Here is a 23,757-nt window from a genome sequence, read left to right as displayed (position 1 = left end):
CACCATGGAGGCACGCGAGGCCGCCATGCCGGGAACTCGGCCCGGCGCGGCGGCCCGCGAGCGGCGGCACCGCGGCCGGAAACACGACGTGTTCTCGGGCGTTTCCATGGCCGTGGCCACGGTGGTGCTGCTGTTCGTGGGCAGCGCCATCGTGGCCATCGTGGCCGGCGGCATCGCCCATTTCGGCGAGGCCGTCACCTCGGCCGAGGTGCTGTTCTCGCTTAGGATGAGCGTGGTCACGTCCAGTATCTCCACCGTGCTCTGCCTGGTGCTGGCGCTGCCGACCGCCTACGCGCTGTCGCGCACGAACATGCCGTTCAAACGCGTGGCCGAGGTGCTCATGGAGCTCACGCTGTCGCTGCCCTACATCCTGCTGGGCTTCGCGCTGCTGCTGATCTTCTCGTCGCCGTTCGGCAAGGCCCTCAAAGAGGCCGGGCTCGCGGTGGTGTTCGAACCGGCCGGTATCGTGTTCGCCCAGCTCATCGTGAACCTTCCGTTCGCCATCCGCATGGTGCGCACGGCGTTCGCCGACGTGAGCCCGCGCATGGAGTTCGTGGCGAAGACGCTGGGCGCCACGCCCGGCGACGTGTTCCGCACCATCATTCTGCCGCAGTGCCGCAACGCGCTCATCAGCACGTTCGTCCTCACCTGGGCGCGCGGCATGGGCGAGTTCGGCGCCACGCTCATGCTGGTGGGCGTGACGCGCATGAAGACCGAGACGCTGCCCGGGAGCATCTACCTGAGCATCTCCACCGGCAACAACGAGACGGCCATGGCCACGGCCATGATCATGCTCCTGCTGTCGGCGGCGACGCTCGTGGTGGCGAACCTGCTGAACCGGCCGGTGGGGGCGACCCGTGTCGGGCCTGGCCGCAAGGCGGCGAAGAGGGGAGCCTGGCATGGCCGGAAGCATTGAGGTGCGTGACCTGCGCGTGGAGCGGGGGTCGTTCGTGCTCGAAGTGCCCCGCTTGTCCGTCAGGCCGCGCGAGGTGTTCGCCATCTTGGGGTCCACCGGGTCGGGCAAGACCGTCCTCATGGAGTCGATAGCAGGCGCGTTCCTCCTTGACGGAGGGTGCATCCTGCTGGACGGCAAGGACGTGGAGTCGCTGCCCGTCCAGCAGCGCCACCTGGGCATCCTGTACCAGGACTACGCGCTGTTCCCGCATATGACCGTGCGGGAGAACATCGCCTACGGCCTGCGGATGAACGGCTGCCCGCCGCGCGAGCGCGACGAGCGCGTGCAGGCCATGCTCTCGTTGTTCGATATCGGGCATCTGGCCGAACGGTACCCCGGCATCATCAGCGGCGGCGAGTCGCAGCGCACGGCGCTGGCCCGCGCCTTGGTGCTGGAGCCGGAGATACTGCTGCTCGACGAGCCGTTCTCGGCGTTGGACCCGGCCACGAAGGAGCGTCTGTACGCCACGCTGCGCGCTGTGCATGCACGGTTCGACTGCACCATCGTGTTCGTCACCCACGACTTCAACGAGGCCCGCACGCTGGCCGACCGCGTGGGCGTGGTGCTGGACGGCCGCCTGCGCGCGGTGCGGGAAGCCTGCGCCCTGTTCGAGCCGGAAGGCCTCGAGCCCGAGGTGCAGACGTTCCTGGGCCTGCGCTATCCGGGTTCCGCTACTTCCCCCTCATCTTCTTCACGCCGCCCGCTGCGATGACGGCGCCGCCGCCGATGGCCAGCAGGCCGGGGCCGGGCAGGATGAGCATGGGCACGCCCACGAGCATGAGGGCGCCGCCGACGGCGGTCTGCACGGCGCCGCCGATGCGGCTCGGCTTCCTCTTCGCGCCGGTGCCGCCGTCGATGATGGTGGCGTTGACGGCGGCCTGCGCCGCACCCTTTCCATACGACGGTGCGCGGAACGCATCGCCTTCCGACGGGCGCGCGCCTCGCGCGGCATCGCTCGTGCTGGCAACGGGATCGACGTCGATGATGGGGCTGTGGTCGCTCATGGTCTCCTCGCTTACGTGGGGTGCGGCTTCGCGCCGCTCTCGGTCCCGATTATACGGGCTGCGGCTCGCCCGCGCCCGGCCCCAGGGCGCGGGCGACGGGTTCGTCACCGTTCGGTAACGTGTTGTCCGCGGCTTCTCCAAAGGAGACCCACCCGCGCTTCGTCTGCAGGCGAGTCCCGCGCTTCGCCCGAGCGGTCGAATTCCGGCGTTGTGGGTGTGGGAGGCGGCCATTTGCGATACACTATAGGTCAAGGTTTCATGTTCGCGTTTGAAGTTCGTAGGTTAGGCTCGACTGTGGTTCGCGCCTTGACGAAGACGGCAACGGCGTGGGCCACTCAACAGGAAAGTTGGTGGTCAACATGGCAGCTCCTGCTACCGAACACGTACGGAACATTGTGCTGGTGGGCCAAGACGGCGCCGGCAAGACATCGCTCGCCGAGGCGATGCTGCACGTCTCGGGCCGCACGCCCCGCATGGGCACGACCCACGACGGGAAGTCCTACCTCGATTACGACGAGGAGGAAATCCGGCGCAAGTTCACCATCGGCACGTCCATCGCCCCCATCCCCTACAAGGACTACAAGATCAACCTGCTCGACACCTCCGGCCACCCCGACTTCATCGGCGACACGCTGGCCACCATGCAGGCGGCCGAGATGGCGCTGTTCGTGGTCGATGCCGTGGCGGGGCCGCAGGTCATGACCACCAAGCTCTGGCGCGAGGCCGAGGACATGCGCCTGTCGCGCGCCGTGTTCATCAACCACATCGACCGCGAGAACGCCGACTTCGACACCGCCATGGCGCTTCTGCACGCGCGCTTCGGCTCGCGCTTGGGCCCCGTGACCATCCCCATCGGCGTGGACGCGGACTTCAAGGGCGTCATCGACATCATCCGCATGAAGGCCCGCTACTTCGACCCCGGCAGCGACGCCGAGCGCATCGAGGACATCCCGGCCGATTACGTGGAGACGGCGCAGGCCGCGCGCGACAAGCTGTGCGACCTCGTGGCCGAGGCCGACGACGAGCTCATGATGAAGTACCTCGACGGCGAGGAGCAGCTCACGCAGGAGGAGCTGGAGCAGCTGCTGGACAAGGCCATCGCGCAGGAGCTGTTCATCCCCGTGTTCGTGGGCTCCACGATCATCGAGCAGGGCATCCAGGGCGTCATGGAGGATATCGCCACCTACTTCCCGCATCCGCGCCACCACGGCCGCTTCCGCCTGGCCAACGGCGAGGAGACGCTCGTGGACGAGACGGGCGAGCCCGCAGGCTTCGTGTTCAAGACCGTGTCCGACCCGTTCGTGGGGCGCTTGAGCTTCATGAAGGTCATCTCCGGCGTGCTTGAGCCGGGCATGGAGCTGGTGAACGCTCGCACGGGCAAGAAGGACCGCCTGGGCCACCTCTACGTCATGATGGGCAAGGAGACCAACGACGTGAAGAGCGCGAAGGCCGGCGACATCGTCGTCGTGCCCAAGCTCACCGAGACGCGCACGGGCGACACGCTGTCGAAGTCGGGCACCGTGGCCATCGACCCGCTGCCCTTGCCCGAGCCGCAGTACCCCGTGGCCATCGAGGCCGTGAACAAGAAGGACGAGGACAAGCTGGGCACGTTTTTGGCCCGCGTGGTGGAGACCGATCCCACCGTCCGCGTCAACCGCAGCGAGGAAACGCACCAGACCGTGGTCACCGCCATGGGCGACGCCCAGGTGGATACGCTGCTCGCGCGCTTGAAGGAGCAGACCGGCGTCGAGGCGAGGCTCGTGCCCGTGCGCATCCCCTACCGCGAGACCATCCGCAAGAAGGCCGAGGCGCAGGGCCGCCACAAGAAGCAGACGGGCGGATCGGGCCAGTTCGGAGACTGCTGGCTGCGCCTGGAGCCCAACCCCGGCGGCGGCTACGAGTTCCTGGACGAGATCGTGGGCGGCAAGATCCCGCGCGGCTTCATCCCCGCGGTGGACAAGGGCGTGCAGGACGCCATGGCCGAGGGCTTCCTGGCGGGCTATCCCATGGTGGACGTGAAGTGCGCCGTGTACGACGGCTCGTACCACTCGGTCGATTCCAACGAGATGGCGTTCAAGACGGCCGCGCGCATCGGCTTCCGCGCCGCGTGCGAGAAGGCCGACCCCATTCTCCTGGAGCCTATGGCCAACCTGAACGTGACGGTGGGCGAGGAGTACGCCGGCGCCGTGATGGGCGACATCTCCACGCGCCGCGGACGCATCGTGGGCACCGACTCCAACGACGCGGGCGAGACGGTCATCATGATGCGCGTGCCCTACGCCGAGGTGGTGACGTACACGAAGGACCTGCGCTCCCTCACGCGCGGCTCCGGCTCGTACACCCTGGAGCTCGAGGGATACGACCCCGCCCCCGCCGACGTGACGAAGAGGCTCGTGGAAGCCTACCAAGCCGCCCGAGCCGCCGGCAACTAGCAAGTTGAGCGATGAGATAAAGAACGCCGCCCGAAAGGGCGGCGTTCTTGTCGTGGGGCACGGGCACAGGGATGGCGTCTCGCTCCTACGCCTCCGGGTGCGCTGCCAGCCACTCCTCGGTTGGCGGGGTGTTGCGGCGGCACACTTGGTAGCCGTGCTCGGGATGCGCGCTCGCGCCCTTGCCGCAGGGGTAGGCGCACACGAGGCCGCTGTAGTTGCAGCGCAGGGGCGCGGGGCGCACGAGCGCTGTCAGGTCCTCGCCGCATTTCTTGCATAAGAGCGGTGCCCCGGCCGTCACTTCCGTGCGATCGAAGATGGTGCAGGTGCCGCAAGAGGGGCACTTCCCCGATTTCTTGGGCGCGGGCTGGCATTTCCCGCACAGCGGGTTGCATATCCAGCATCCTCCCGGCATGACGGCCGTCCTTTCTGTCGTTGGTCGATAATCTAACTCGATCGATTACGTTATGCTTTATACTAGGGTCGTGACCGGTTCGGGCGAAGACGAGCGCGCCGAAGCGGGAGAAGTGATCGTGCAGGTCACGCGCATGGTCGAGCGATCGGGGCCGCGCATGCGCAACTATCAACCTAGCACGGGGCCTGATAAGCCTTGTACCTATCGCGGTATGAAAATGAGCAGCTCTGGTACTGTAGGCTATAGGCCTTTCCGGGTAAAACGGGTAAGGTTTGAGAAGGACGAGCGACGCACTGCTCGTTTCTTTTCATCAGGGGGAAAGGGGCGTGTCGGATGACGCAAGCTGTGCCGGAACGATCAGAGGGTAAGACTTCCCATGCGAAGACCTTGACCATGATCGGGTTCAAGGTCAACTTGAGCTGGCACTACCTGGTACTGTTCTCTCCCATCTTCATCGGCGCGACCGACAACCCGTCGTTCGCGTTCTTCCTCGAGCGCCAGTTCACGTTGTACCTCACGCTGGCCCTGTCCTTCGGGGCGCTCGTGGGCGTGGGCCGCTTCTTCCTGAAGCGCAACAAGACCGCGCCGTCCACGCTGTTGCTGGGCGCGGCAGGCCTGCTCGCCACGGTGGCCTCGGTGCTGTCGCTGGCCACGCTCTCGGCCGACATGCCGTGGCGCATCGCATCGGTGGTGCTTTTGGGCTTCTCCGAGGCGTTCCTCATGTTCCTGTGGCTCCACTATTATATGGAAGCGGCGGCGGGGCACCTGTTCCGCTCGTTCGCGGTCGACATGATGGCCGGCGGCGTGATCGCGTTTCTCACGTGCAGCTTCGTGCCGCCGCTCAGCTACGTTGTGGCCCTGTGCATGCCGGCGGTGGCCACCGTGTCGCTCATCGCGAACTGGCGCACCATCGAGCCGGTCGACGCGGCCGCCCCGGCCCCGGCCGTCAAGCCGCCCCGCAAGAGCATCCTGCGCCATTCGCTGAAGACGCTGCTGCCCACCACGGTGTACGCGTTCGTGTTCGGCCTGTTGCAGGGCGGGTTCATCAACAGCGGCATCGCGCTGCTCATGGCGGGCAACGCCGTGGTTCTCGTGGGTATCGTGCTGGCGGGCATCGTCATCTTCTTCATACCCGAGGCGCCCGAGACGAATGCCGACATCGACACGATACACCGCTTCTCGCTGCTCTTCTTCGTCCTCGGCATCGTGGGTCTTTCCTTCTTGGGCGGGGGGGGGGGGTGCTCCTCGCATCCGAAACGGTTATCCTGGCAGGATTCAACCTGTTCGACTTCGGCGGCCTGATACTCGGCGTTGGGCTGGCGCGGCGGCTTAAGCCCGGTTCGCTGCTGCTCGTCGACGGCGGCCGCGTGCTCGTGTACGTGAGCCTGGCCGTGGGCCTGGTGGTGGGCAAGTGCGTGGTCACGGGGTTCGGCGTGGCCGACCCCTCGCTCGTGCTCTACTCGCTGTGCGGGGCCGCCATCACCATGCTCGTGGCCACGGTGCTCACGCCGTTCCGCGAGCAGGAGTCCTTCGAGGCGCAGATTGCGTGCATGACCTCCGAGTCCGCCGAATCCGGCGATGCCGCCACGGGCGGCGCGGCCGGTTCGGAGGCCGGAGCCGCGGCTGCCCCGGCCTCCGGCGCGCCCGCGCCCGCCGCCTCCAGGAAGGCCGCAGCCGAATCGGCGCCCGCCGCCTCGGCGCCCGCCCCGCGCGACGAGCCCGCGCCGTCCAAGCCCGCGCTGTCGTCGAAGCCCTCCGGCGAGCCGAAGCGCGCCGACACGCCCTGGCGGCGCACGTGCCGCGGCATCGCCGAGCTCTACAAGCTCTCCCCGCGCGAGACCGAGATATTCTTCCTCATAGCCAAGGGCCGCAACGCCGAGTACGTCCAGCAGAAGCTGGTCATCTCCATGCACACGGCCAAGACCCACATAGCGAACATCTACCACAAACTCGGGGTGCATTCGTCGCAGGAGATGCTCAGCTTGATAGAGACGTTCCGCGAGGAAGACATCAAATCGCAGGAGCAAGACTGACATCGGCCCATCTCGGCGCGCCACGGCGCGCCGTTTTGCTGTCCATCAGGGGCGACGCCCCGCCAACCGTAAGGAGCACCCTATGCAAGAATCCACACCCCAGCTCGACCTGAGCGCGTTCGCGCTCTCCTCGCACGACAGCGTGCACATCGTCATGCCGCCGCAGCCCGTCGCCACCGACGACGACATCGACGCTCAGCTGTTCGTCTACGTTGCCTCGGCCACGAACCATTCGCCCATCCGCTCCATCGGCGATCTGACCGACGAGTGGGTAAAGAGCCAGTTCGACGGCATCAGCACCATGGCCGAGCTGCGCGCGGGCATCAAGCAGGACCTCGAGCGCCAGGGCATGGTGGCCTGGAACAACACGAAGTTCCAGAAGTGCTCCGACGCCCTCGTGGCGCGCCTGGAGGGCGAGTTGCCCGCAGATGTCGTCGCCGCGAACATCGAGGCTTCGCACGCCCAGTACGAGCAGCGCCTCAAGTCGTTCGGGTCCACGAAGGAGCGCTACCTGCGCGAGGAGCATCTCACGCCGGAGCAGTTCGAGGAGAAGCTGCGCGACGACGTGGTGTTCCAGCTGAAGCTCAACGCGGCGCTCGACAAGATGATCGAGGCCACGGGGACCGAGGTCGCGCCCTCCGAGCTCACCGAGTATCTGTCCACGGACGACCCCGATGCGTTCCTCGCCGAGATCGAGGCGAACGGCCGCATGGCGGACGCCCAGCGCGCAGCCGCACGCGTCAAGGTCATGCGCAGCGTGGTGGACACGGCGGTCGTGGAGACGGAGGACGACGCCCCCGCCGCCTAGCCCGGCTTCTCTGCGCCATCCGGCGCCACGGCCCGCGCTTCCCGGCATCGGCCGCTTCGGAAGGGCCCGCAATGCGGGCCCTTCCGCATGTTGGGGGCCTCATACCCCGTATCGTCCCCTTTGCATGACCGATTTTCGTTTCCCCTGGTAAAAGCCTCGATACACGCGTAGTAGTGAGTATGACTGCCAGTACTAGATCGCCCTTTTTCATACCCGCGAAGGTAGTTTCGCCGATTTGCCGCGTGGTAGCTTATGCGCTGTGAATGCACCCCAATGTATTTGCGAACAGACCTTGTCCACCGAGATTCAATGAGGAAGAGGAGGAACCACGATATGTGCTTCAGACCGCCGTCGTTCGACGAAATGATGAAGAAGTGCCCGTCTTGCGGCTCTTTCAACCCGCCCGAGAACGACAAGTGCAAGAAGTGCGGCACCGAGCTTCCCGCTGCGGATGCTGCCGGCACGGGCGCGAACGCCCCTGCCCCGAGCGCTCCCGGCGCCCCCAAGGCTCCCGGCGCTGCGCCGAGCGCCCCCAAGGCCCCTGGCGCGCCGAAGCCGCCTACTGCGTAAGCAGGAGCGGGTCGATCCTTCCGGCAGCGGCTTGAGAGAGGCCGCATGCACGTCGGCACGAGGGTCATTGCAAGTCTTTAAGAAACCCCGATCCTCCGCGCGGAAGAGGAGACCGAGCGGACACGGGGAAGGCGGGAAGCGAGGTTTGAGGAGGCCGCGCGACCCGAGATAAGCGTGCTTCGGGGTTTCTGAAGAATAAGAGTTCATCTTATCGGTATCTCTTTTATGAAAGGGGGGCTTTTCATGATCAACGAATACAACCATGATCTGTACAAAACAGACTGGCGTTGGTACGAGGATGGTTATGAAGTGACCCGCACCTCGGTCTGGACCGGACCTGGGTGTCACAACGGCTGCGGCGTGCTCACGTACGTCAAAGACGGCAAGCTCGAGAAGATCGAGGGCGACCCCAACTTCGGGTACAACCAGGGACGTCTGTGCCTGCGCTGCCTGAACATGGTCGAGAACATCTACAACAACGACCGCCTCAAGTGGCCTCTCCTCCGCGACGGCGAAAAGGGCGAGAACAAGTGGAAGCGCATCACGTGGGAAGAGGCCTTCGACTGGCTCGAGGACACCTACAAGACGATCTGCAAGACCATTCATGACGAGTACAACGGCATCGGGCCCGAGGGCATCGTCGCCCTGTCCGGCACCGGCCGTAACGCCATGTGGCATGGCGCCATGTGCCTCCGCGCCGTCTTCGGCAGCCCGAACATGTCGTTCGGCTTCCTCTCTGCCGACTCCTGCTACCAGCCCCGCATGACCGCCAACCTCATGAAGGACGGCGACTGCTGGATCCTGGACGCCTCCCAGCTGCACCCGGATCGTTACGACAACCCGGAGTGGAAGCAGCCCGAGGTTGTTATCGTGTGGGGCAACGAGCCTCTCGCGTCCAACCCCGACGGCTTCGTCGGCCACTGGCTGATCGACCTCATGCGCATGGGCACGAAGTTCATCGTCATGGACCCGGCCCTCACGTGGCTGGCCTCCAAGGCTGACATCTGGATCCAGGTTCGTCCCGGCACCGACTGCGCGCTCGCCATGGGCATGCTGCGCGTCATCGTCGACGAGGACCTGTACGATCACGACTTCGTGGACAACTGGTGCTACGGCTTCGACGAGCTCGTCGAGCGCCTGCAGGACTACCCGACCGACAAGGTCGCGGAGATCTGCTGGATCCCCGAGCAGCAGATCTACGACGCTGCCCGCATGTTCGCTGCTGCCAAGCCCGGCGCCATCCAGTGGGGCCTCGCCATCGACATGCAGATCGCTGCCATGGAGGCTTCGTTCGCCATCTCCGACATCACGGCGCTGTGCGGCAACCTCGACGTCCCCGGCGGCAACGTGCTCGTGCGCTACGCCTACAACAGCTCCAAGAAGTACGGCTGCGGCCTCGAGTTCATCTCCCAGGAGATGCTCGACCGCCGTATCGGCACCGACCAGTCGCCCATCCACAAGGCCGGCTACACGCCGTTCATCCCGCCTGACCTCCTGCTCGAGGCCATGGAGACGGGCGTGCCGTATCCGCCCCAGATGATGTGGGTCCATGGCACGAACCCGATCGCCAACATGGGCGGCGACGCCCCGCGCATCTACCGCGCGTGGCAGAACGTGCCCTACACGGTCGTCGTCGACTACTACCTGACCCCGACCGCCGTCGCCTTCGCCGACCTGGTGCTCCCCGTGGCCATGTCCGTCGAGCGCGACTCCTTCCGCTCCTGGTGGCAGCCGCTGCGCACGATGACCGCCGCAGCCGGCCGTTACTACGAGTGCATGATGGACGAAGAGCTGGTGTTCTATCTGGGCAAGCGCTTCAACCCGGACTTCTTCAACCAGTTCGAGACCGTGCGCGACTTCCTGACGTGGATGATCCAGGACGACGGCAACGGCGTTCCGTACACGTTCGAGGACCTCACCCACACGGTGTACGACTACTGGGATTGGAACGAGACGTACCACAAGTACGAGAAGGGCCTGCTCCGCGAGGACGGCCAGCCCGGCTTCGTCACGGCTACCGGTATGTACGAGATCTCCTCGCCGCTGTTCGACGTGTGGGGCTTCGATCCGCTGCCGCACCACATGGAGCCGTTCGAGAGCCCGTACCGTACGCCTGAGCTGTACAAGGAGTACCCGTACATCTACACGTCCGGCCACCGTCACATCGGCCTGTTCCACTCCGAGCATCGCCAGCTGCCGACCATGCGCGAAGTGCACCCCACGGCTATCGCCGACATCTCGCCCGAGATCGCCGAGGAGATCGGCGTGAAGGAAGGCGACTGGGTGTGGTTCGAGAACCGTCGCGGCAAGTGCAAGCAGCAGGCGCACATCGCTCCGGGCCTCATGCCGAACCTCGTCCGTGCCCGTCACGGCTGGTGGTTCCCCGAGCAGGAGGCGGCAGAGCCGAACCTGTACGGCGTGTTCGACTGCAACGGCAACAACCTGACCACGATGGGCGTGTACGGCCCGACGCACTACGGCGCCCCGTACAAGAGCACGCTCTGCAAGTGCTACAAGGTGACGCCTGAAAATGATTGCTCGCCTAGCGAGATTGTGACCAAGGGAGGTGGCTTCGGTGGCTATGACTACACCCGGTTCGAAGGCGACTAACGGTCTGCTGATCGACTACGAATTCTGCACCAACTGCCATACGTGCGAAGTTGCTTGCAAGAAAGTGCATGATCTTCCGATCGGCCAGTACGGCATCAAGACGCTGGAGTACGGCCCGGTGAAGAACATCAACGGCAAGTGGGAGTGGACCTATCTTCCCCTGCCCACGGATCTGTGCGACCTCTGCGCCGACCGCGTGGCCGAGGGCAGGCTTCCGAGCTGCGTGCATCACTGCCAGGCTGGCATCATGTACTACGGCACGCTCGAGGAGCTGTCCGCTAAGTTGGCTGAGAAGCCCAATCAGGTGCTTTTCGCAAAGTAATGTTGGAACGAAGGAGGTAGAGCTATGGCTCGTCAGGAGAAAGGCGGATTCCGTCCGCCTCCGCTGGGGAAAATTCTGTGGAAGTGCACCGAGTGCGGTACCTTTAACGCGGCCGATGCCACGGCGTGCAAGAAGTGCGGCGCCGAGAAGGAGAAGGTTGCCGACAAGTCCATCGAGAGCGCGACGTTCAAGCCTATCGATGACTCCGAGCGCCTGAACCAGGACAAGAAGGCCGTCGAGAAGATTCTCGGCGAGGAGTAGTTAGTTCCAACGGCGAGGGGATCTCTGTCGAGAGATTGGGGTCCCCTCCGTCTTTACATGGCCGCCTGGCAGGGTCGAAACGTTTTCATGGGGATAATGCTGAAAGAGCAAAAGAAGACGAAGCCTCGATCCGAGTCTACTCATCCAAGGCTAGCGCATGAAGCGGGAACGCCTTCTTTTGCGCGGGATCCGCACTGTCCGACGGCCGCCTATCGGATTCTCCGGCTTAAAAACAGCTCATAAGGGCCGGAGAACGTTCCAAGGAGCGGATTATGAGTGCAGCTGCTAAGTCGCCCGGGAAGTTCACTATTTCCCAGGCGATCGACTCCCTTGGAGTCAGCAAGTTTACCATTTCCATTTTCTTCCTCGTTGGCATAGCGATGATGTTCGATGGTTACGACTACATGATCATCTCCTATACCAACACCCAGATCATGCAGGAGTTCTTCGGTCCTGCGGGCAACGACGCCCTCAAGGGCGCCCTGTCGTCCTGGTCGACGATCGGCATCGTGGTGGGCTCGTTCGCAGCCGGCCCGCTGTCCGACAAGTTCGGCCGCAAGAAGATCCTCACCATGGGCACGTTCATGTACGGCCTGCTTACCATTCCGTGCATCTTCGCGCCGAACTACGAGGTCTTCGCGGTCTTCCGCGTGCTCGCCGGCCTGTTCCTGGGCGTGTGCACGCCTATCGTCACCACGCTGTTCACGGAGTTCACCCCCACGAAGCAGCGTTCGTTCTTCATCACGTTCGGTATGGCGTGGATGATCGTCGGCTGGGTTATGGCCGCCCTCGTGGGCACGGTCATGGTCCAGATCGCCACGTGGCACATGTGCTACGCGATCGGCGCCCTGCCGGTGCTCTATGCGTTCATCTTCGGCAAGTTCACGCCGGAATCGGCCCACTGGTGCGCCGTGCACGGCAAGCTTGACCAAGCTGCCAAGGTGCTGCAGCGCATCGAGAAGCGTGCGGGCAAGGAGATTCCCTACGAGCTGAAGGCCGAGAACCTTCTCGTGCCGCCGGTTTCCGCCAAGTCGAGCCCGGCCGAGGTGTGGAAGGGCAAGTACCTGAAGACCACCATCGCGCTGGTTGTCATCTACTTCGCCGGCAACTTCAGCATCTACGGCGTGAACGCCTGGCTGCCGGCCCTGATGCTCGAGGCCACGGGCGGCGCCGTCACCGCGTCGTACATGCTGGCCATGGCCCAGAACGCCGCGTCCGTCGTGGCGAACTGCACCACCGGCTTCGTCTCCGAGGCCATGGGCCGCAAGCGCAACCTCATCTTCGGCTACGGCCTGTCGGTGGTTGCCTGCCTCATCGTGTCCCAGGTGGTCAAGCTGCCCGCCGAGACGAGCTTCTGGCCGTACCTGATCGCGTTCGTGTTCATGGGCTTCGCCCTGAACTACGCCATCACCGCTGCCCAGCCGATGATGTCCGAGTCCTATCCCACCGAGTTCCGCAACTCCGGTGTTGCGACCATCGTCGCGCTCGGCAAGTCTGCCGGCATCCTGTCGCCCATCATCCTGGGCGGCCTGAAGGCTGCGGGTTGGGCGTTCTCTCCGCTGATCGCCCTGCTGGCCGCCCCCATGGCGTTCGGCTTCCTGGCTGGCTTCCTGCTTCCCAAGGGCGCCAAGGGCATGAACATCGACGACATCGCCGATGAGGCTGCCGACGCCAAGGCGTAAGCACTGCTTTATCGCCCATCCTGAAAGGGTGTGCGAGGATTGACGTTCGACTGGCCGACGGGGTTCCCGAAAGGGGGCCTCGTCGGTCGGGTTTGCCAGGGCGGTTCGCGGGTTGCCGCGTCCCCTTAGCGTTGCTGGTCGCGCGCAGGATGCAACCGACCGCGGCGAACCGCCTTGGCAAACCCGACCGACGCACCGGTGCCGGGTAGCTGAATCGATACAAGGGGGTTCGCGATGAGCGCTATCATCTGTCCGTTCTGCGGCAAGGAATCTGCTTCCGAGGACCATTGCACGAAGTGCCGCACGCGCTTCACCAAGGAGATCCGCGCTGCCGCCTTCACGGTGGACAACGACCCGCGCAGCGACCGGATAGGCCCCGTGTCCACGAAGACCGCCAAGATATTCTGCTGGATCGTGCTGGGACTTTTGCTGGCGGCCTTCGTGCTGGCCACCGAGCTCACCGGCAACGGCGTTACCGGCCACTAGAGCGAGCGAGAGGCTTTCCGGGCGTCCTGCGTGCGCACCGTGCGGGGGTTCTCCTTCTATAAGGCGGCGGAGCGAACAGGCGAGCCTCCGCCCATGCGGCCGCCGCATAGGGACGCACTCGCCTGTTCGCCTGCGGCTAGCGAGCGAGTGCGCCCCCTGCGTGCCCGTTCCGTCTTACCCCCGCTTCGCCTGCTCGTAGTCCTTGATGTCCTGCTTCGTGATGCCCACGCTCGCCTGGATGCCCCTGATCTCGTTGCCCGAGCGGGTGAAGTCCACGCTCGAGGTGCCGCCCAGGATGGCCAGGCCGATGCCGGCCATCATCATGGCGGCTCCCACGGCCATGTTGCCCACTTCCAGGATACCGCTCGTCTCCAGCCCCAGCTTCACCGTGACGAGCACGACGATGGCGGCGAGGGCGGCCGCGCACTTGATGAGGTCCTTGCGGCGGTTCGCCTTGAGGCGCTCGATGTCCTCGTACGCCTTCGCCTTGCGCTGGCTCATGCTTCTGCCCATAACGTGTCCTTTCCCCTGATCAGGATCGCGTGATCCCCGTATGCACGGCCTCTCGTGCGGAAGAGGCCGTGCATACGGGGAACCGGCGGCCCGAGGAGGCGTCAGGCCGCCGGTTCCCGCGAAGGCGCTCGCTTACGAGGCGGCGGCAGCCGCCTCGGGCGCCTCGACGTCGGCGGAGCTGCCGGAGGCCTTCGCCTTGCGGCCCTCCAGCATCTTCATGTCGCTGTTCCACTTCTTGGAGAACGGCAGCACGTCGGCCGCGGCCACGAGGGACAGCACGCCCATGACCATGAACACGGCCAGGCGGTTGTCGCCGCCCACGGCGCCCTGCACCACGATGTTCAGGATGGAGCCGAACACGATGGCGAAGTTCGCCAGCGACAGGTTGAGCGGGTACTTCTTGGCGCCGTAGCGCTGGCGGGCGAACGCCGAGGCCACCACGGGCACGCCGCCGTAGCAGAAGCCGCAGCAGAACGCGCCCACCACGTAGAGCACCGAGATGCCGGTGGTGAACGCGCCGATGATGCAGGCGCAGGCGGCCACGGCGATGAGGCCGTCCACCAGCATGGTGACCTTCACGTTCGTCTTGTCGTAGATGATGCCGATGAGCACGCGCGCCAGGCCGTTGCAGGTGGAAACCAGGCCTACGAGCAGCGTGGCGAAGCCGGCGTCGAAGCCCACGGCTTGCGCGTCGGAGGCGCAGTTGCCGATGGTGGCCAGGCCGATGGCGATGACGATGATGGCCCAGACCCAGTACACGTAGAACGTGGAGGACTTGAGCGGCGTGTCCTGCTCGCCCGGGTCGTAGCCGGACGCGGTGGCCTTCTCGGGTGCCATGAGGGCCACGATGTTCGCCGGCGGGCGGCGCAGCGTGCAGGCCAGCACGACCACCACGAGCGCGGTGATCACGCCGATGGCCGCGAACACGGTGCCCAGGCCGAGCGTCGGCGCCAGGTTCACCGAGAGCGTCCCCAAGATGAGCGAGCCCAGGCCGAAGCCCATCATGAGCACGCCCGACGAGAAGCCCACCTTGTCGGGGAACCACACGTTGGTGGTGGCGATGACGGAGTTGTAGCCCACGCCCACGCCCAGGCCGCCCAGCACGCCGTAGCACAGGTACACCACGGTGATGCTGCCGTTGCCGAACAGGCCGGTGCCGGCGAAGCCGCAGAAGAACAGCGCCGCGGCCACGAACAGCGTGTTGCGCACGCCGATCTTGGCCTCGATCTGCGATCCGATGACGGCGCCGACGCAGAACGTGATCATCATGATGTTGAACGTGAGCCCCACGGCGGCCTTCTCGAGGCCGAACGTGGTGCAGATGGGGCCGGCGAACATGGAGAACGCGTAGATCAGTCCCAGAAACAGCAGCGTGAGCGTGGACAAGGCCAGGTAGAGCATGCGCTTGCTCTTTATCTGGCCGACGGTAAGGTCAGGCATGGATCCCCTCTCTTTCAATGGTTACACGCGCGCACGAACAGCGCGGGCATGCCGTGCGACATCGTATATTGTGCCGTGCGCGCGCGGGCGCGCGTATAGTCGTCCGTACTAGATGGACCCGTTTTCATACTCCTCACAGTAGGGGCGCTCCGCTTGCCGGTGGTAGGTTGCTGGACGAGTTGAAACGCGGGCGCGCGGTTGCGCGCAGCTTCCGTCCGGGGGCGTCGGCACCTCCGCCCGGAAACGTCGGGGGAGGCGATGAGCGTGGCCGACATACGCAAGAACCGCTACGCCATCCTCGTGTGCGGCATCCTGACCATGCTCATGTTCAGCACGATCTACGCCTGGTCCATCTTCATCCCCCCGCTCGAGGCCGAGTTCGGCTGGACGCGCAGCCAGACGTCGCTCGTGTTCTCCGTCGCCATGATCGGGCTGTCCTTCGGCATGCTGTCCATCGGGCCGCTCTCGAAGGTGCTCTCGCTGCGCACCTGCTTCGTCGCCTCGACCTCGCTCATCGTGGCAGGGCTGTTCTCGTGCCAGTTCATCACCGAGCTCTGGCAGCTCTACCTGTTCTACGGCGTGTGCTGCGGGCTGGGCTCGGGCATGAGCTACACGGTGTGGACCACGAACACGCTCGCCTGGTTCGGCGACAAAGTGGGGTTCGCCTCGGGCGTGCTGGTCATGGGCTTCGGCATGGGCGCGCTCGTGCTGGGCTCGCTGGCCTCGGCGCTCATCTACTCGCCGCTGGGCTGGCGCCTGGCGTTCGTGGCCATCGCCGCCTTGGCGCTCGTGGAAGCGCTGGTGGCCGTCAGCTTCATCCAGGAGCCGCCGCCGCATATCGCGGCGCTCAAGCCGAAGCGCGATGCGGTGGGCGTGAGCCTGCCCGGCTCGCGCACCGTGCGCGAGCCGTCGTTCTGGCTGTTCTGCATCTGGCGCAGCGTGGTCATGGGGGCGGGCGGCGCCGTGATCGCCGAGGCGTCCGTCATGATGACGGGCATCGGGTCGTCCGTCGCGTTTGCCACGGCGGCCGTGGGCGCGCTCGGGCTGGGCAACGGGTTCGGGCGGCCGCTCGGCGGCATCCTGTACGACCGCATCGGGCAGAACCGCACGCTGGTGGTGCTCCCGGCGCTGGCGCTGGCCGTGTCGGTGGGCATGGCGGCGGCGTACTGGTTCGAGGTGCCGTGGCTGTTCGCGCCGTTCCTGCTCGTCGAGGGGCTGCTGTACGGCATGTACGCGGCCATCAACACCTCGTACATGCGCACGACGTTCGGACAGCGCGACCTGGCCATGAACACCGGCATCAGCGCCGTGGTGCTGGCGCCGTTCAACCTGGTGTTCCCGCTGGTGGCCGCAGCGCTCTTCGAGTGGACGGGCGGCTACGAGGCGTTCTTCGTCATCGTGCCCGCCTTCGCGCTGCTGTCGCTTCTATGCGGCGCGCTGTGCAAGCCGGCGAACGTGCGGCTGCAGGAGAAGTACGGGGTGGCGGAGCCGGCCTTGGCGGGGGCCGCCGTGGGGGAGACGAGGGAGAGGAGCGCCGATGGCGTGGGGCAAAGGGCAGATCGCGAAGCAGGCGTTGCGCACCGCGCCTGAGGACTACGCCGCGTTCGAGGCCGTGAGCCTGGCCGGGCGCGACGGCGTGCGCGTGCTGGACGTGGGGTGCTTCGACGGGTTCAACACCTACCTCAAGTTCGCGCCCTATGCGGGCGTGGCGCGCGTCGTGGGCGTGGACCCGCTGCCCGAGGCCGTGGCCGAGGCGGCGGCGCGCGCGGCCGGCGACGCGCGGTTCTCGTTCGCGTGCTCGTCGTTCGAGGACTACGAGCCCGAGGCGGGCGAGCGTTTCGACCTGGTGTACTTCTCCCACGTGCTGCAGCACCTGCCCGACGCGCAGGCCGCGCTCGCCAAGGCGTGCCGGCTGCTCGCGCCCGGCGGCTTCGTGGTGGTGAAGACCACCGACGATGCCGCGAAGCTGTCGTACCCCGATCACGAGCAGGTCATGCGCCGGCTGTTCGGGCTCTACGAGCGCCACGTGCTGCCGAACACCCCGCACACCGCCTGCACGGACCGCTACAACGGCGAGAAGTGCTACACGCTCATGAGGCGCGCGGGGCTGGGCAACGTGACGGTCCGGCAGTTCGCGGCCGACACGTGCGGCAAGTCGCGCGAGGAGCGCCGCGCTCTGTTCGAGCGCTGCGTCTACTTCCGTCGCAACGTGCCCGCGTGCGTTGACGGGAACGTGGCCGAAGAGATCCGCGCGCTTGCGGATGCCTGGGGTGCCTTGTTCGACCAGGACGACTACTACTTCGTCACCCAGTCGTTCGTGGCCATCGGCCAGAAGCCGCAGGAAGGGGCCCCGCCCTGGAAGTACGCCGGCCCCGCGTTCGGATCGGCGCCCGAGGCGCTTCCCAAGATGCACGACGCCCAAGCGGAAGCGCTTCCGTGCGACGGGCCGCCGCTTGCATCCGCGGAGGCGTCCGCCCGGCCGCCCGCTCCTGCTGTTGCCGTCCGCCCGCTCGCCGAGCAGGACCTCGGCGCGGTCATGGCCATCGAGATAGCCTCGTTCCGCGACCCGTGGACGCCGCTCGCGTTCGCGCTCGACCTGCGCCACAACCCCTGCGCGCACTACACGGCGGCTTTCACCGAGAGCGGGCTGGCGGGGTACCTGGGATGGTGGGGCGCTCCCGAGGGCGCCGCCATCGTGCGCGTGGCCGTGGACCCCGCTCGGCGCAAGGCGGGCGTCGGGCGCGCCCTCGTGGAGCAGGCGGTGCGGGACGCCCGTGCCGGCGGCCACGGCGTCCTCACGTTGGAGGTGCGCGCGGGCAACGCGCAGGCGCGCGGCTTCTATGCGCGCCTGGGCTTCCAGGAGGTGGCGGTGCGGCCGGCCTACTACGAGGACCCGCCCGACGATGCCGTGGTCATGGCGCTCCCGCTGGAGTGAGCGCCGCGGGCGCGCTATTCGGCTCGGCGCGCTGCCGTCTCCTAGGCGGCGGCAGCGGGTTTATCGGCCGGCTTCCTCGGTGATGGTGTCCGACATGCCCACGGCCCACAGCATGTAGGCGTTCATGATGCGCGGCGACTTGTCGGCCAGGGTCTCGGTGTCGGCGGCGCTGGCCACCTCGCTCGCGCTGCGCAGGTGCTGTGGCCGGTAGGGCGGCCGCGGGGCGTAATGCGCGCGCCTCGCCACGAGCAGGGCGGGGAACGTCACGCCGGCGTTGTTGTACATGGTGGCGGCGTTGTTGTACAGGCGCTCGCAAGTGGGCAGGAGGCGGTCGGCCTCGTGCAGCTGCCCGATCGCCTCATGGGCGCAGTCGAGCGCGGCGATGCGCCGCATGTCGGCCACGGCGGAGAAGGAGCGCCACGCCCGGGCAAGCGCGCTGTCGGCCTCGGTGGCTGCTTCGGGCCCGTCCGCTCCCCGGCAGGCGGCCAGGGCTTGGCGGATGTCGGCGGTGGGCGCGTCTGCAAGCTCCCCGGCTGCATCCAGGGCATCGAGGAGGCGCAGGGAGGCATCCAAGCGCGCGGTTCGCTGCTCCTGCACGCGTCGCCAGGCGTCGCCGGCTTCCTCGTCGAGCCTTTGCAGGTTGCGGTAGAGCAGGATCATGATGGTGGTGAACCCGGTGGCGAGTACGACGAACGGCACGAGAATCGGCATGATAGACATGATGGCCCCCTTCGGAGTCGGCTGACGCCGCCATTATACGAAGGGGGCCCGGGGAAACCCTACCACTTCTGGTATGGTTCTGGAGTATGAAGTGGCACCGTGGCGCCCGTGCCGGGATGCTCGTCCGGCACGGTGATCGCCTAGAGCCCGGCGCGCGTGCGCACCTCGTCGATGCTGCGGCCGCACTTCGACAAGTCTCGGCCTGCCGAGCCTGCGAAGATGGCCAGGATGAACGCCGAGATCCACATCGCGCCGTTCACCACCATGTTGTCCGCCTCGATGATGCCGGCGTTCTCGAGCATCGGCTTTCCCAGCAAGATGAGCATCATGGCGGCAAGGGCTGCCAATATCTTTATGAGGTCGAGGCGCCGCCGTGCCTTGAGCCGCTCGATCTCGGCGCGCGCCTTCTCGATGCGCCCGTTGCCCTTCTTGCCCATGCGGGCCTCCTTCTCCCTCGAACCGGTCTGCCTGGTGCGTCCGGGGCCGTTGCCTGCCGCCTTAGCCTATCGAGCGGTCCACGGCCTCCTCGGCCACGGCCATGGGCACCGCCCCGGCCGATGCGACGAGGAGCGTGCCGGCTGCGCCGGGCACGATGTCGTCGAGCTCGTCCATGAGGTGCTGTGCCTTCATGCGATGCACCTCATGGATGGGCGTGCGGCCGAACTTCGCGTTGTAGATGAGGAACGTTGCCAAGCCGGTGAAGAACAGGCCCGCCACCGCCAGGAAGAACGATCCCAAGTGAGCGAGGCCCTCGCCCATCTCGCCCATCGCGAACGACACGCCCACATTGTACATGTTGTAGCCGCCCACGGGGATCATGACGCTGAAGCCCTGCCCGGCGAAGTTTGTAAGCGCGCCCGACACGCCGAGCGGCGCGAGGATGGCGCCGCAGAACCATGCCGTGAGCAGGATCCACACGGGCTGGCACTTCGGCGTGATGCCCTTCACCACCAAATACACCACCTGGAACAGCGCGCACAGCCCGCCGCCCACCAGGAAGGCCAGCGGGAACACCATCGCGGTCGTGTTCTTCTCAACAACCACGAGCGGCTCCGTGCCCATGGAGCCGCAGATGAAGCCGAACAGGATGCTCAACGCGGCAGCCACGGCGTTGAACCAGATGACCAGCCACAAGCCCTGCCACACCGCCTTGCCCGCGGTGGCGTTCTGCTTCGTCCAGGGTCCCACCATCTTCATGCCCACGGCCATGGCGAAGCCCGAGAACGGCAGCAGCGCGCCGAACGTGCCCCATTCCTCGACCAGCTGGTAGTTGGCGAAGCCGCCCAGTATGCAGCCGATGATGCCCATGCTGATGAGCGTCGATCCGCCGATGAAGAACTGCATGGGCGTGCCGGTGAGCACGTTCGTCCACACGGTAACGAGCGCCTGGGCGATGAGTGCGAGCACACCGCCGATCAGAAAACTGTAGATCACGGTCTTGTAGGCTTTCATCGAAGCAATACCCCCTGTAGGTTCCGATAACGTGACGTGCGCGAAAGCGCGAGACGCCGCCATTGTACCGGCGCGCGAGGGGGAGGGTATCGACCCGTGCGTACTAGCCCCTGTTGATTTTCGTCCACACGAGGGGATGAATCGTGCTGCGTTGCTGGGAAAATCCCAGGTGGGAATGCTGATGGGGAAGGATGGCGAAAGCGCTGGAAAGCAGGAGAGCCGGAAACGCGGCACGTTTCCGGCTCCTGTGTTTCAGACCTCTTCCAGTATAAGATGATATCTACTATTAGGCAATACCCGCAGAGATGATTTTTTCGCTAACCGAAAATTCACGTCGTTCTGCGGAATTGCCGTCTCCGTCTTGCGGCCCCATCGCGGCGCAAGCGTTGGGCGGAAGGCGGCAAGGGGGGGCGTCGCGCCCTCCTCTGGTCGGGTTGCCGGTCCGGCGCGCGCGGGAAACCTTGTCTGTCGAGAGCGGCCACGAAACGGGGATTTCGTCGCATGGTCAGGATAGGGGGTGCGGGTCGAAACAGATGTTTCACGTGAAACATCTGTTCGTTGATCAAAGGCGGCTGGCCGACGCTTCAGGCAGACGGGCGAGGGGCGCTACTCGCCGCGGCCGAACAGGGTGCGGGGTATGGCGGCGCGGGCGGCGGCGCGCAGCTCGGCGGCCTTCTCGGACGCCCAGAGCAGCCCGGGTTTCACGGCGGCTGCGTAGGCGACCTTCACGAAGGGACCCACGGCCAGCAGGTTCACGGAGAACGCCAGCAGGTAGGACAGGGGCAGGCTCTCGGCGTAGGCGAGCCAGGTGAAGCCGGCCGGGCCGTTAGAGATGAGCACGCCGAAGAACGTCATGAACGTCACCATGACCGACACGTTCACCAGCGTCATGGCGACCGTGCGCCTGAAACCGGCGAGGCCGGCCGGCACGACGGCGCGCGCCAGGCGGCCGACGAGGGGGTTCGTCACGACCGTGCGCACGAAGAGCGCGGCTACGAACGTGAGGGAGTACTCGTAGAGCACCTCCGAGAACGCGGCCAGCGACCGGTCGGACGCGTGGATCAGCCAGTTGAGCGTCACCATGCACGTGACCATGCAGAACACCATGAGCACCTGGAACGCGAGCTTGTCCTTCCCGCCGGCGGGCACGGGGACGGCGCCGCGGAGGGCGCGGGTGTAGGCGTTGTCGGGCAGAGGGCGTACGGCATGCAGAGACATGGGGTCCTTTCGGTCGTGGTGCGTATTCTCTTGTCGTTTCTTTCATGCGTCGTGCAGGGCCGCGGCAGGCGGCACAGGCGTTTGACGCGAGCTCGGCGAGGGTGTCTCCGCCGACGCAGGACGACCGACAGCGGGCGCCGGGCGCCGGGGCTGCATCGTAGATGTCGTCGATGATGAAAAAACGGGCAGCGCGTTAAGCGCATACGAATCCGAACTCATCGGATGCACCTAGTATACGGCACCGCGCCTCACCGGTGCCGGCATGTAAGTTCATCACCATTAACTTTTCACCGCATCAGGCGCCCTGCACCGCCCGCCGCGCACAGTCGGCCGCTCGCGGCTCGGGGCGTGCGGGGCCGCACGATCGGCCGCGCGCCGCGGGGCACGGGCGACGCGCGCGACCTTCCTTCTGCGCGCATCCGCCGAGCACGATGCGCGTTTTCGTCTGGCTAGCTAGCCAAGCCGCGATAATGGTGATAATCTAGTATAAGACGTAATCTATCATTACCGGGACGGTCAGCGTGCCCGGGCGACGCATGCAGGAAGGGACGAAGGCCATGGAGACCTACTACAACCCGGAAGACCTCGACAAGTTCTCGACGATGGGCGAGGAGGCCCCCGAGCTCTGGGACCTCTACATGGCCTACTACGGCAAGGTGTTCGCCGAGGGCGCGCTCACGGCGCGCGAGAAGGCGCTCATCGCGCTGGCGGTGGCCGGCGCCGTGCAGTGCCCGTACTGCATCGACTCCTACACGCAGTCGTGCCTGGAGAAGGGCGTGACCGAGGAGCAGATGACCGAGGCTTTCCACGTGGCCAACGCCATCCGCGGCGGCGCCGCGCTCGTGCACGGCGTGCAGATGAAGAACGTGGTCAAGCAGCTGGAAATGTAGCCATGCCGCAAACCAGCGAACAGGCCCAGGCCGTCATGGACTCGTTCCCGCCGTTCTACGAGCGAACGGACGAGGCCACGCGCCGCACGCGCGGGCAGCTCGACGTGCTGCAGGTGAACGTGGGCCGCCTGTGCAACCTGGCGTGCCGCCACTGCCATATGGACGCCGGCCCCGCGCGCACCGAGGTCATGGCGCGCGAGACGCTGCAGCAGTGCCTGGACGTGGCCGCGGGCCGCGGCTTCAAGACGCTCGACGTGACGGGCGGCGCACCCGAGATGAACCCCGATTTCGAATGGTTCGTCCGCGAGGGGGCATCCCGCGGCCTGGACGTCATCGTGCGCTCGAACCTCGTGGTGCTGCTGGACGGGCCCTACCGCCATCTGCCCGAAGTGTTCGCCGAGCTGGGGGTCACCGTGTTCGCCTCGCTGCCCCACTACACGGCGAAGCCGGTGGAGAAGCAACGCGGCGCCGACACGTTCGACGGCGTCATAGCCATGTTGCAGAAGCTGAACACGCTCGGCTACGGCGCGTCCGAGGGCGCGGGCGGGGAAGGGCCCGTGCTGAACCTCGTGTTCAATCCGAGCGGTGCGTTCCTGCCGCCCGACCAGGAGGCGTTGGAGCGCGAGTACCGCGCGAAGCTGGCGGAGGACTACGGCATCGTGTTCGACCACGTGTTCGCCATCGCGAACAACCCGCTCGGGCGTTTCGGGAACCTGCTGCACAAGACGGGGAACCTGGAGCGCTACATGAACAAGCTCGTGGGCGCGTTCAACCCCGAAACCGTGCCGGCCATGATGTGCCGCAGCCAGCTCTCCGTGGGTTGGGACGGCACGCTGTACGACTGCGACTTCAACCAGGCGGCCGGCCTGCCCTGCAAAAACGGCCTGACCATCGCGGAGCTGGCGGCCGACCCGTCGCTGCCGCTGCAGCGCGACATCGCGTTCGGCAACCACTGCTACGCCTGCTGCGCCGGCGCCGGCAGCAGTTGAGGCGGCTCCACGGCGTAGTTTGCGC

24 protein-coding genes are annotated in these 23,757 nt (G+C 66.1%); 16 read left to right on the top strand and 8 right to left on the bottom strand.

Features of this window, described 5'->3' with window-relative positions:
• Window positions 1-4 precede the first annotated feature (4 nt).
• Both C1877_RS13960 and C1877_RS13955 read left to right on the top strand, forming a co-directional pair.
• Window positions 5-916, top strand: a complete 912-nt coding sequence (locus tag C1877_RS13960) for an ABC transporter permease (RefSeq protein ID WP_015539707.1) — start codon at window positions 5-7, stop codon at window positions 914-916.
• Entirely contained in the window at window positions 900-1,667 is a 768-nt protein-coding gene (locus C1877_RS13955) for an ABC transporter ATP-binding protein (protein ID WP_114569443.1), read from the top strand. Before C1877_RS13960 ends, C1877_RS13955 begins: the two co-directional genes overlap by 17 nt.
• Here C1877_RS13955 and C1877_RS13950 read toward each other — a convergent pair.
• Window positions 1,627-1,959, bottom strand: coding sequence for a hypothetical protein (locus C1877_RS13950; RefSeq protein WP_114569442.1), 333 nt, complete (start codon window positions 1,957-1,959; stop codon window positions 1,627-1,629). The two genes, C1877_RS13955 and C1877_RS13950, sit on opposite strands and share 41 nt — an antisense overlap.
• 359 nt (window positions 1,960-2,318) lie before the next feature.
• Between C1877_RS13950 and C1877_RS13945 the strand changes: the two genes are divergently transcribed.
• Window positions 2,319-4,391 carry an elongation factor G gene (locus C1877_RS13945; protein ID WP_041240332.1) on the top strand — a complete coding sequence of 691 codons (2,073 nt, stop codon included), beginning with the start codon at window positions 2,319-2,321 and terminating at the stop codon, window positions 4,389-4,391.
• Between the two features lie 85 nt (window positions 4,392-4,476).
• Here the strand turns inward: C1877_RS13945 and C1877_RS13940 are convergent, their stop codons facing one another.
• Complete coding sequence (locus C1877_RS13940; RefSeq protein WP_015539705.1) at window positions 4,477-4,803, bottom strand: hypothetical protein; 327 nt, start codon at window positions 4,801-4,803, stop codon at window positions 4,477-4,479.
• A gap of 393 nt (window positions 4,804-5,196) precedes the next feature.
• On the opposite strand from C1877_RS13940, the gene C1877_RS13935 reads away from it, so the two are divergent.
• The 9 genes from C1877_RS13935 to C1877_RS13895 all read left to right on the top strand — a co-directional run bounded on the left by C1877_RS13935 (window position 5,197) and on the right by C1877_RS13895 (window position 13,575).
• Complete coding sequence (locus C1877_RS13935; protein ID WP_114569441.1) at window positions 5,197-6,105, top strand: hypothetical protein; 909 nt, start codon at window positions 5,197-5,199, stop codon at window positions 6,103-6,105.
• Window positions 6,042-6,836: a helix-turn-helix transcriptional regulator gene (locus tag C1877_RS15510; RefSeq protein ID WP_244909863.1), complete on the top strand. Its 795-nt coding sequence runs from the start codon at window positions 6,042-6,044 to the stop codon at window positions 6,834-6,836. The genes C1877_RS13935 and C1877_RS15510 overlap by 64 nt, the downstream gene beginning before the upstream one ends.
• An 82-nt stretch (window positions 6,837-6,918) precedes the next feature.
• Complete coding sequence (locus C1877_RS13925) at window positions 6,919-7,644, top strand: trigger factor (RefSeq protein WP_114569440.1); 726 nt, start codon at window positions 6,919-6,921, stop codon at window positions 7,642-7,644.
• 333 nt (window positions 7,645-7,977) lie between these two features.
• Window positions 7,978-8,214, top strand: a complete 237-nt coding sequence (locus C1877_RS13920) for a hypothetical protein (protein ID WP_087191888.1) — start codon at window positions 7,978-7,980, stop codon at window positions 8,212-8,214.
• 243 nt (window positions 8,215-8,457) lie between these two features.
• The gene (locus C1877_RS13915; protein ID WP_041239388.1) at window positions 8,458-10,824 is read left to right on the top strand and encodes a molybdopterin-dependent oxidoreductase; all 2,367 of its coding nucleotides are present in this window, start codon (window positions 8,458-8,460) and stop codon (window positions 10,822-10,824) included.
• Window positions 10,825-10,888: 64 nt separating this feature from the next.
• Complete coding sequence (locus tag C1877_RS13910; protein ID WP_334099493.1) at window positions 10,889-11,146, top strand: 4Fe-4S dicluster domain-containing protein; 258 nt, start codon at window positions 10,889-10,891, stop codon at window positions 11,144-11,146.
• Between the two features lie 24 nt (window positions 11,147-11,170).
• Window positions 11,171-11,407, top strand: coding sequence for a zinc finger protein (locus C1877_RS13905; protein WP_015539702.1), 237 nt, complete (start codon window positions 11,171-11,173; stop codon window positions 11,405-11,407).
• Between the two features lie 272 nt (window positions 11,408-11,679).
• On the top strand, window positions 11,680-13,089 hold the full coding sequence (locus C1877_RS13900; RefSeq protein ID WP_041239386.1) for an MFS transporter: 1,410 nt from the start codon (window positions 11,680-11,682) through the stop codon (window positions 13,087-13,089).
• Window positions 13,090-13,323: 234 nt separating this feature from the next.
• Entirely contained in the window at window positions 13,324-13,575 is a 252-nt protein-coding gene (locus C1877_RS13895) for a hypothetical protein (protein ID WP_015539700.1), read from the top strand.
• 174 nt (window positions 13,576-13,749) lie between these two features.
• Here C1877_RS13895 and C1877_RS13890 read toward each other — a convergent pair whose 3' ends face one another.
• On the bottom strand, window positions 13,750-14,088 hold the full coding sequence (locus C1877_RS13890) for a hypothetical protein (protein WP_015539699.1): 339 nt from the start codon (window positions 14,086-14,088) through the stop codon (window positions 13,750-13,752).
• Between the two features lie 132 nt (window positions 14,089-14,220).
• Window positions 14,221-15,528, bottom strand: coding sequence for an MFS transporter (locus tag C1877_RS13885; RefSeq protein WP_114569439.1), 1,308 nt, complete (start codon window positions 15,526-15,528; stop codon window positions 14,221-14,223).
• 264 nt (window positions 15,529-15,792) lie between these two features.
• On the opposite strand from C1877_RS13885, the gene C1877_RS13880 reads away from it, so the two are divergent.
• The gene (locus tag C1877_RS13880) at window positions 15,793-17,118 is read left to right on the top strand and encodes an MFS transporter (RefSeq protein ID WP_181813861.1); all 1,326 of its coding nucleotides are present in this window, start codon (window positions 15,793-15,795) and stop codon (window positions 17,116-17,118) included.
• Complete coding sequence (gene rimI / locus C1877_RS13875; protein ID WP_114569437.1) at window positions 17,066-18,463, top strand: ribosomal protein S18-alanine N-acetyltransferase; 1,398 nt, start codon at window positions 17,066-17,068, stop codon at window positions 18,461-18,463. The genes C1877_RS13880 and rimI overlap by 53 nt, the downstream gene beginning before the upstream one ends.
• Before the next feature lie 60 nt (window positions 18,464-18,523).
• On the opposite strand, the gene C1877_RS13870 is transcribed toward rimI, so the two are convergent.
• The 4 genes from C1877_RS13870 to C1877_RS13855 all read right to left on the bottom strand — a co-directional run bounded on the left by C1877_RS13870 (window position 18,524) and on the right by C1877_RS13855 (window position 21,853).
• A complete protein-coding gene (locus C1877_RS13870) occupies window positions 18,524-19,183 on the bottom strand; it encodes a LemA family protein (protein WP_015539696.1) in 660 nt (219 codons plus the stop codon).
• Window positions 19,184-19,323: 140 nt separating this feature from the next.
• Window positions 19,324-19,620, bottom strand: coding sequence for a hypothetical protein (locus tag C1877_RS13865; RefSeq protein ID WP_015539695.1), 297 nt, complete (start codon window positions 19,618-19,620; stop codon window positions 19,324-19,326).
• A gap of 61 nt (window positions 19,621-19,681) precedes the next feature.
• Window positions 19,682-20,635 carry a SpoVA/SpoVAEb family sporulation membrane protein gene (locus tag C1877_RS13860; protein WP_181813860.1) on the bottom strand — a complete coding sequence of 318 codons (954 nt, stop codon included), beginning with the start codon at window positions 20,633-20,635 and terminating at the stop codon, window positions 19,682-19,684.
• A 606-nt stretch (window positions 20,636-21,241) separates the two neighbouring features.
• Window positions 21,242-21,853: a DUF2798 domain-containing protein gene (locus C1877_RS13855; protein WP_114569435.1), complete on the bottom strand. Its 612-nt coding sequence runs from the start codon at window positions 21,851-21,853 to the stop codon at window positions 21,242-21,244.
• A 557-nt stretch (window positions 21,854-22,410) separates the two neighbouring features.
• On the opposite strand from C1877_RS13855, the gene C1877_RS13850 reads away from it, so the two are divergent.
• Window positions 22,411-22,743 (top strand): arsenosugar biosynthesis-associated peroxidase-like protein, encoded by a 333-nt coding sequence (locus C1877_RS13850; protein WP_041239384.1) that lies wholly within the window; start codon window positions 22,411-22,413, stop codon window positions 22,741-22,743.
• A 2-nt stretch (window positions 22,744-22,745) separates the two neighbouring features.
• The gene (gene arsS / locus C1877_RS13845) at window positions 22,746-23,732 is read left to right on the top strand and encodes an arsenosugar biosynthesis radical SAM (seleno)protein ArsS (RefSeq protein WP_015539691.1); all 987 of its coding nucleotides are present in this window, start codon (window positions 22,746-22,748) and stop codon (window positions 23,730-23,732) included.
• Window positions 23,733-23,757 lie beyond the last annotated feature (25 nt).

This window comes from Gordonibacter pamelaeae, from assembly GCF_003340385.1.
Classification (GTDB): domain Bacteria; phylum Actinomycetota; class Coriobacteriia; order Coriobacteriales; family Eggerthellaceae; genus Gordonibacter; species Gordonibacter pamelaeae.
The sequence above is the reverse complement of the archived record's forward strand: the minus strand, read 5'-3'. Positions and strand labels throughout refer to the sequence as shown.

Excerpts from the sequence above, each read along its gene's own strand:
- C1877_RS13905 (WP_015539702.1), top strand. The coding sequence starts at position 11,171 with ATGGCTCGTCAGGAGAAAGGCGGATTCCGTCCGCCTCCGCTGGGGAAA.
- arsS (WP_015539691.1), top strand. The coding sequence starts at position 22,746 with ATGCCGCAAACCAGCGAACAGGCCCAGGCCGTCATGGACTCGTTCCCG.
- C1877_RS13855 (WP_114569435.1), bottom strand. The coding sequence starts at position 21,853 with ATGTCTCTGCATGCCGTACGCCCTCTGCCCGACAACGCCTACACCCGC.
- C1877_RS13925 (WP_114569440.1), top strand. The coding sequence starts at position 6,919 with ATGCAAGAATCCACACCCCAGCTCGACCTGAGCGCGTTCGCGCTCTCC.
- C1877_RS13960 (WP_015539707.1), top strand. The coding sequence starts at position 5 with ATGGAGGCACGCGAGGCCGCCATGCCGGGAACTCGGCCCGGCGCGGCG.
- C1877_RS13940 (WP_015539705.1), bottom strand. The coding sequence starts at position 4,803 with ATGCCGGGAGGATGCTGGATATGCAACCCGCTGTGCGGGAAATGCCAG.
- C1877_RS13915 (WP_041239388.1), top strand. The coding sequence starts at position 8,458 with ATGATCAACGAATACAACCATGATCTGTACAAAACAGACTGGCGTTGG.
- C1877_RS13860 (WP_181813860.1), bottom strand. The coding sequence starts at position 20,635 with ATGAAAGCCTACAAGACCGTGATCTACAGTTTTCTGATCGGCGGTGTG.
- C1877_RS13885 (WP_114569439.1), bottom strand. The coding sequence starts at position 15,528 with ATGCCTGACCTTACCGTCGGCCAGATAAAGAGCAAGCGCATGCTCTAC.
- C1877_RS13920 (WP_087191888.1), top strand. The coding sequence starts at position 7,978 with ATGTGCTTCAGACCGCCGTCGTTCGACGAAATGATGAAGAAGTGCCCG.
- C1877_RS13955 (WP_114569443.1), top strand. The coding sequence starts at position 900 with ATGGCCGGAAGCATTGAGGTGCGTGACCTGCGCGTGGAGCGGGGGTCG.
- C1877_RS13935 (WP_114569441.1), top strand. The coding sequence starts at position 5,197 with ATGATCGGGTTCAAGGTCAACTTGAGCTGGCACTACCTGGTACTGTTC.
- C1877_RS13950 (WP_114569442.1), bottom strand. The coding sequence starts at position 1,959 with ATGAGCGACCACAGCCCCATCATCGACGTCGATCCCGTTGCCAGCACG.
- C1877_RS13945 (WP_041240332.1), top strand. The coding sequence starts at position 2,319 with ATGGCAGCTCCTGCTACCGAACACGTACGGAACATTGTGCTGGTGGGC.
- rimI (WP_114569437.1), top strand. The coding sequence starts at position 17,066 with ATGGCGTGGGGCAAAGGGCAGATCGCGAAGCAGGCGTTGCGCACCGCG.
- C1877_RS13900 (WP_041239386.1), top strand. The coding sequence starts at position 11,680 with ATGAGTGCAGCTGCTAAGTCGCCCGGGAAGTTCACTATTTCCCAGGCG.
- C1877_RS13895 (WP_015539700.1), top strand. The coding sequence starts at position 13,324 with ATGAGCGCTATCATCTGTCCGTTCTGCGGCAAGGAATCTGCTTCCGAG.
- C1877_RS13865 (WP_015539695.1), bottom strand. The coding sequence starts at position 19,620 with ATGGGCAAGAAGGGCAACGGGCGCATCGAGAAGGCGCGCGCCGAGATC.
- C1877_RS13850 (WP_041239384.1), top strand. The coding sequence starts at position 22,411 with ATGGAGACCTACTACAACCCGGAAGACCTCGACAAGTTCTCGACGATG.
- C1877_RS13870 (WP_015539696.1), bottom strand. The coding sequence starts at position 19,183 with ATGTCTATCATGCCGATTCTCGTGCCGTTCGTCGTACTCGCCACCGGG.
- C1877_RS13890 (WP_015539699.1), bottom strand. The coding sequence starts at position 14,088 with ATGGGCAGAAGCATGAGCCAGCGCAAGGCGAAGGCGTACGAGGACATC.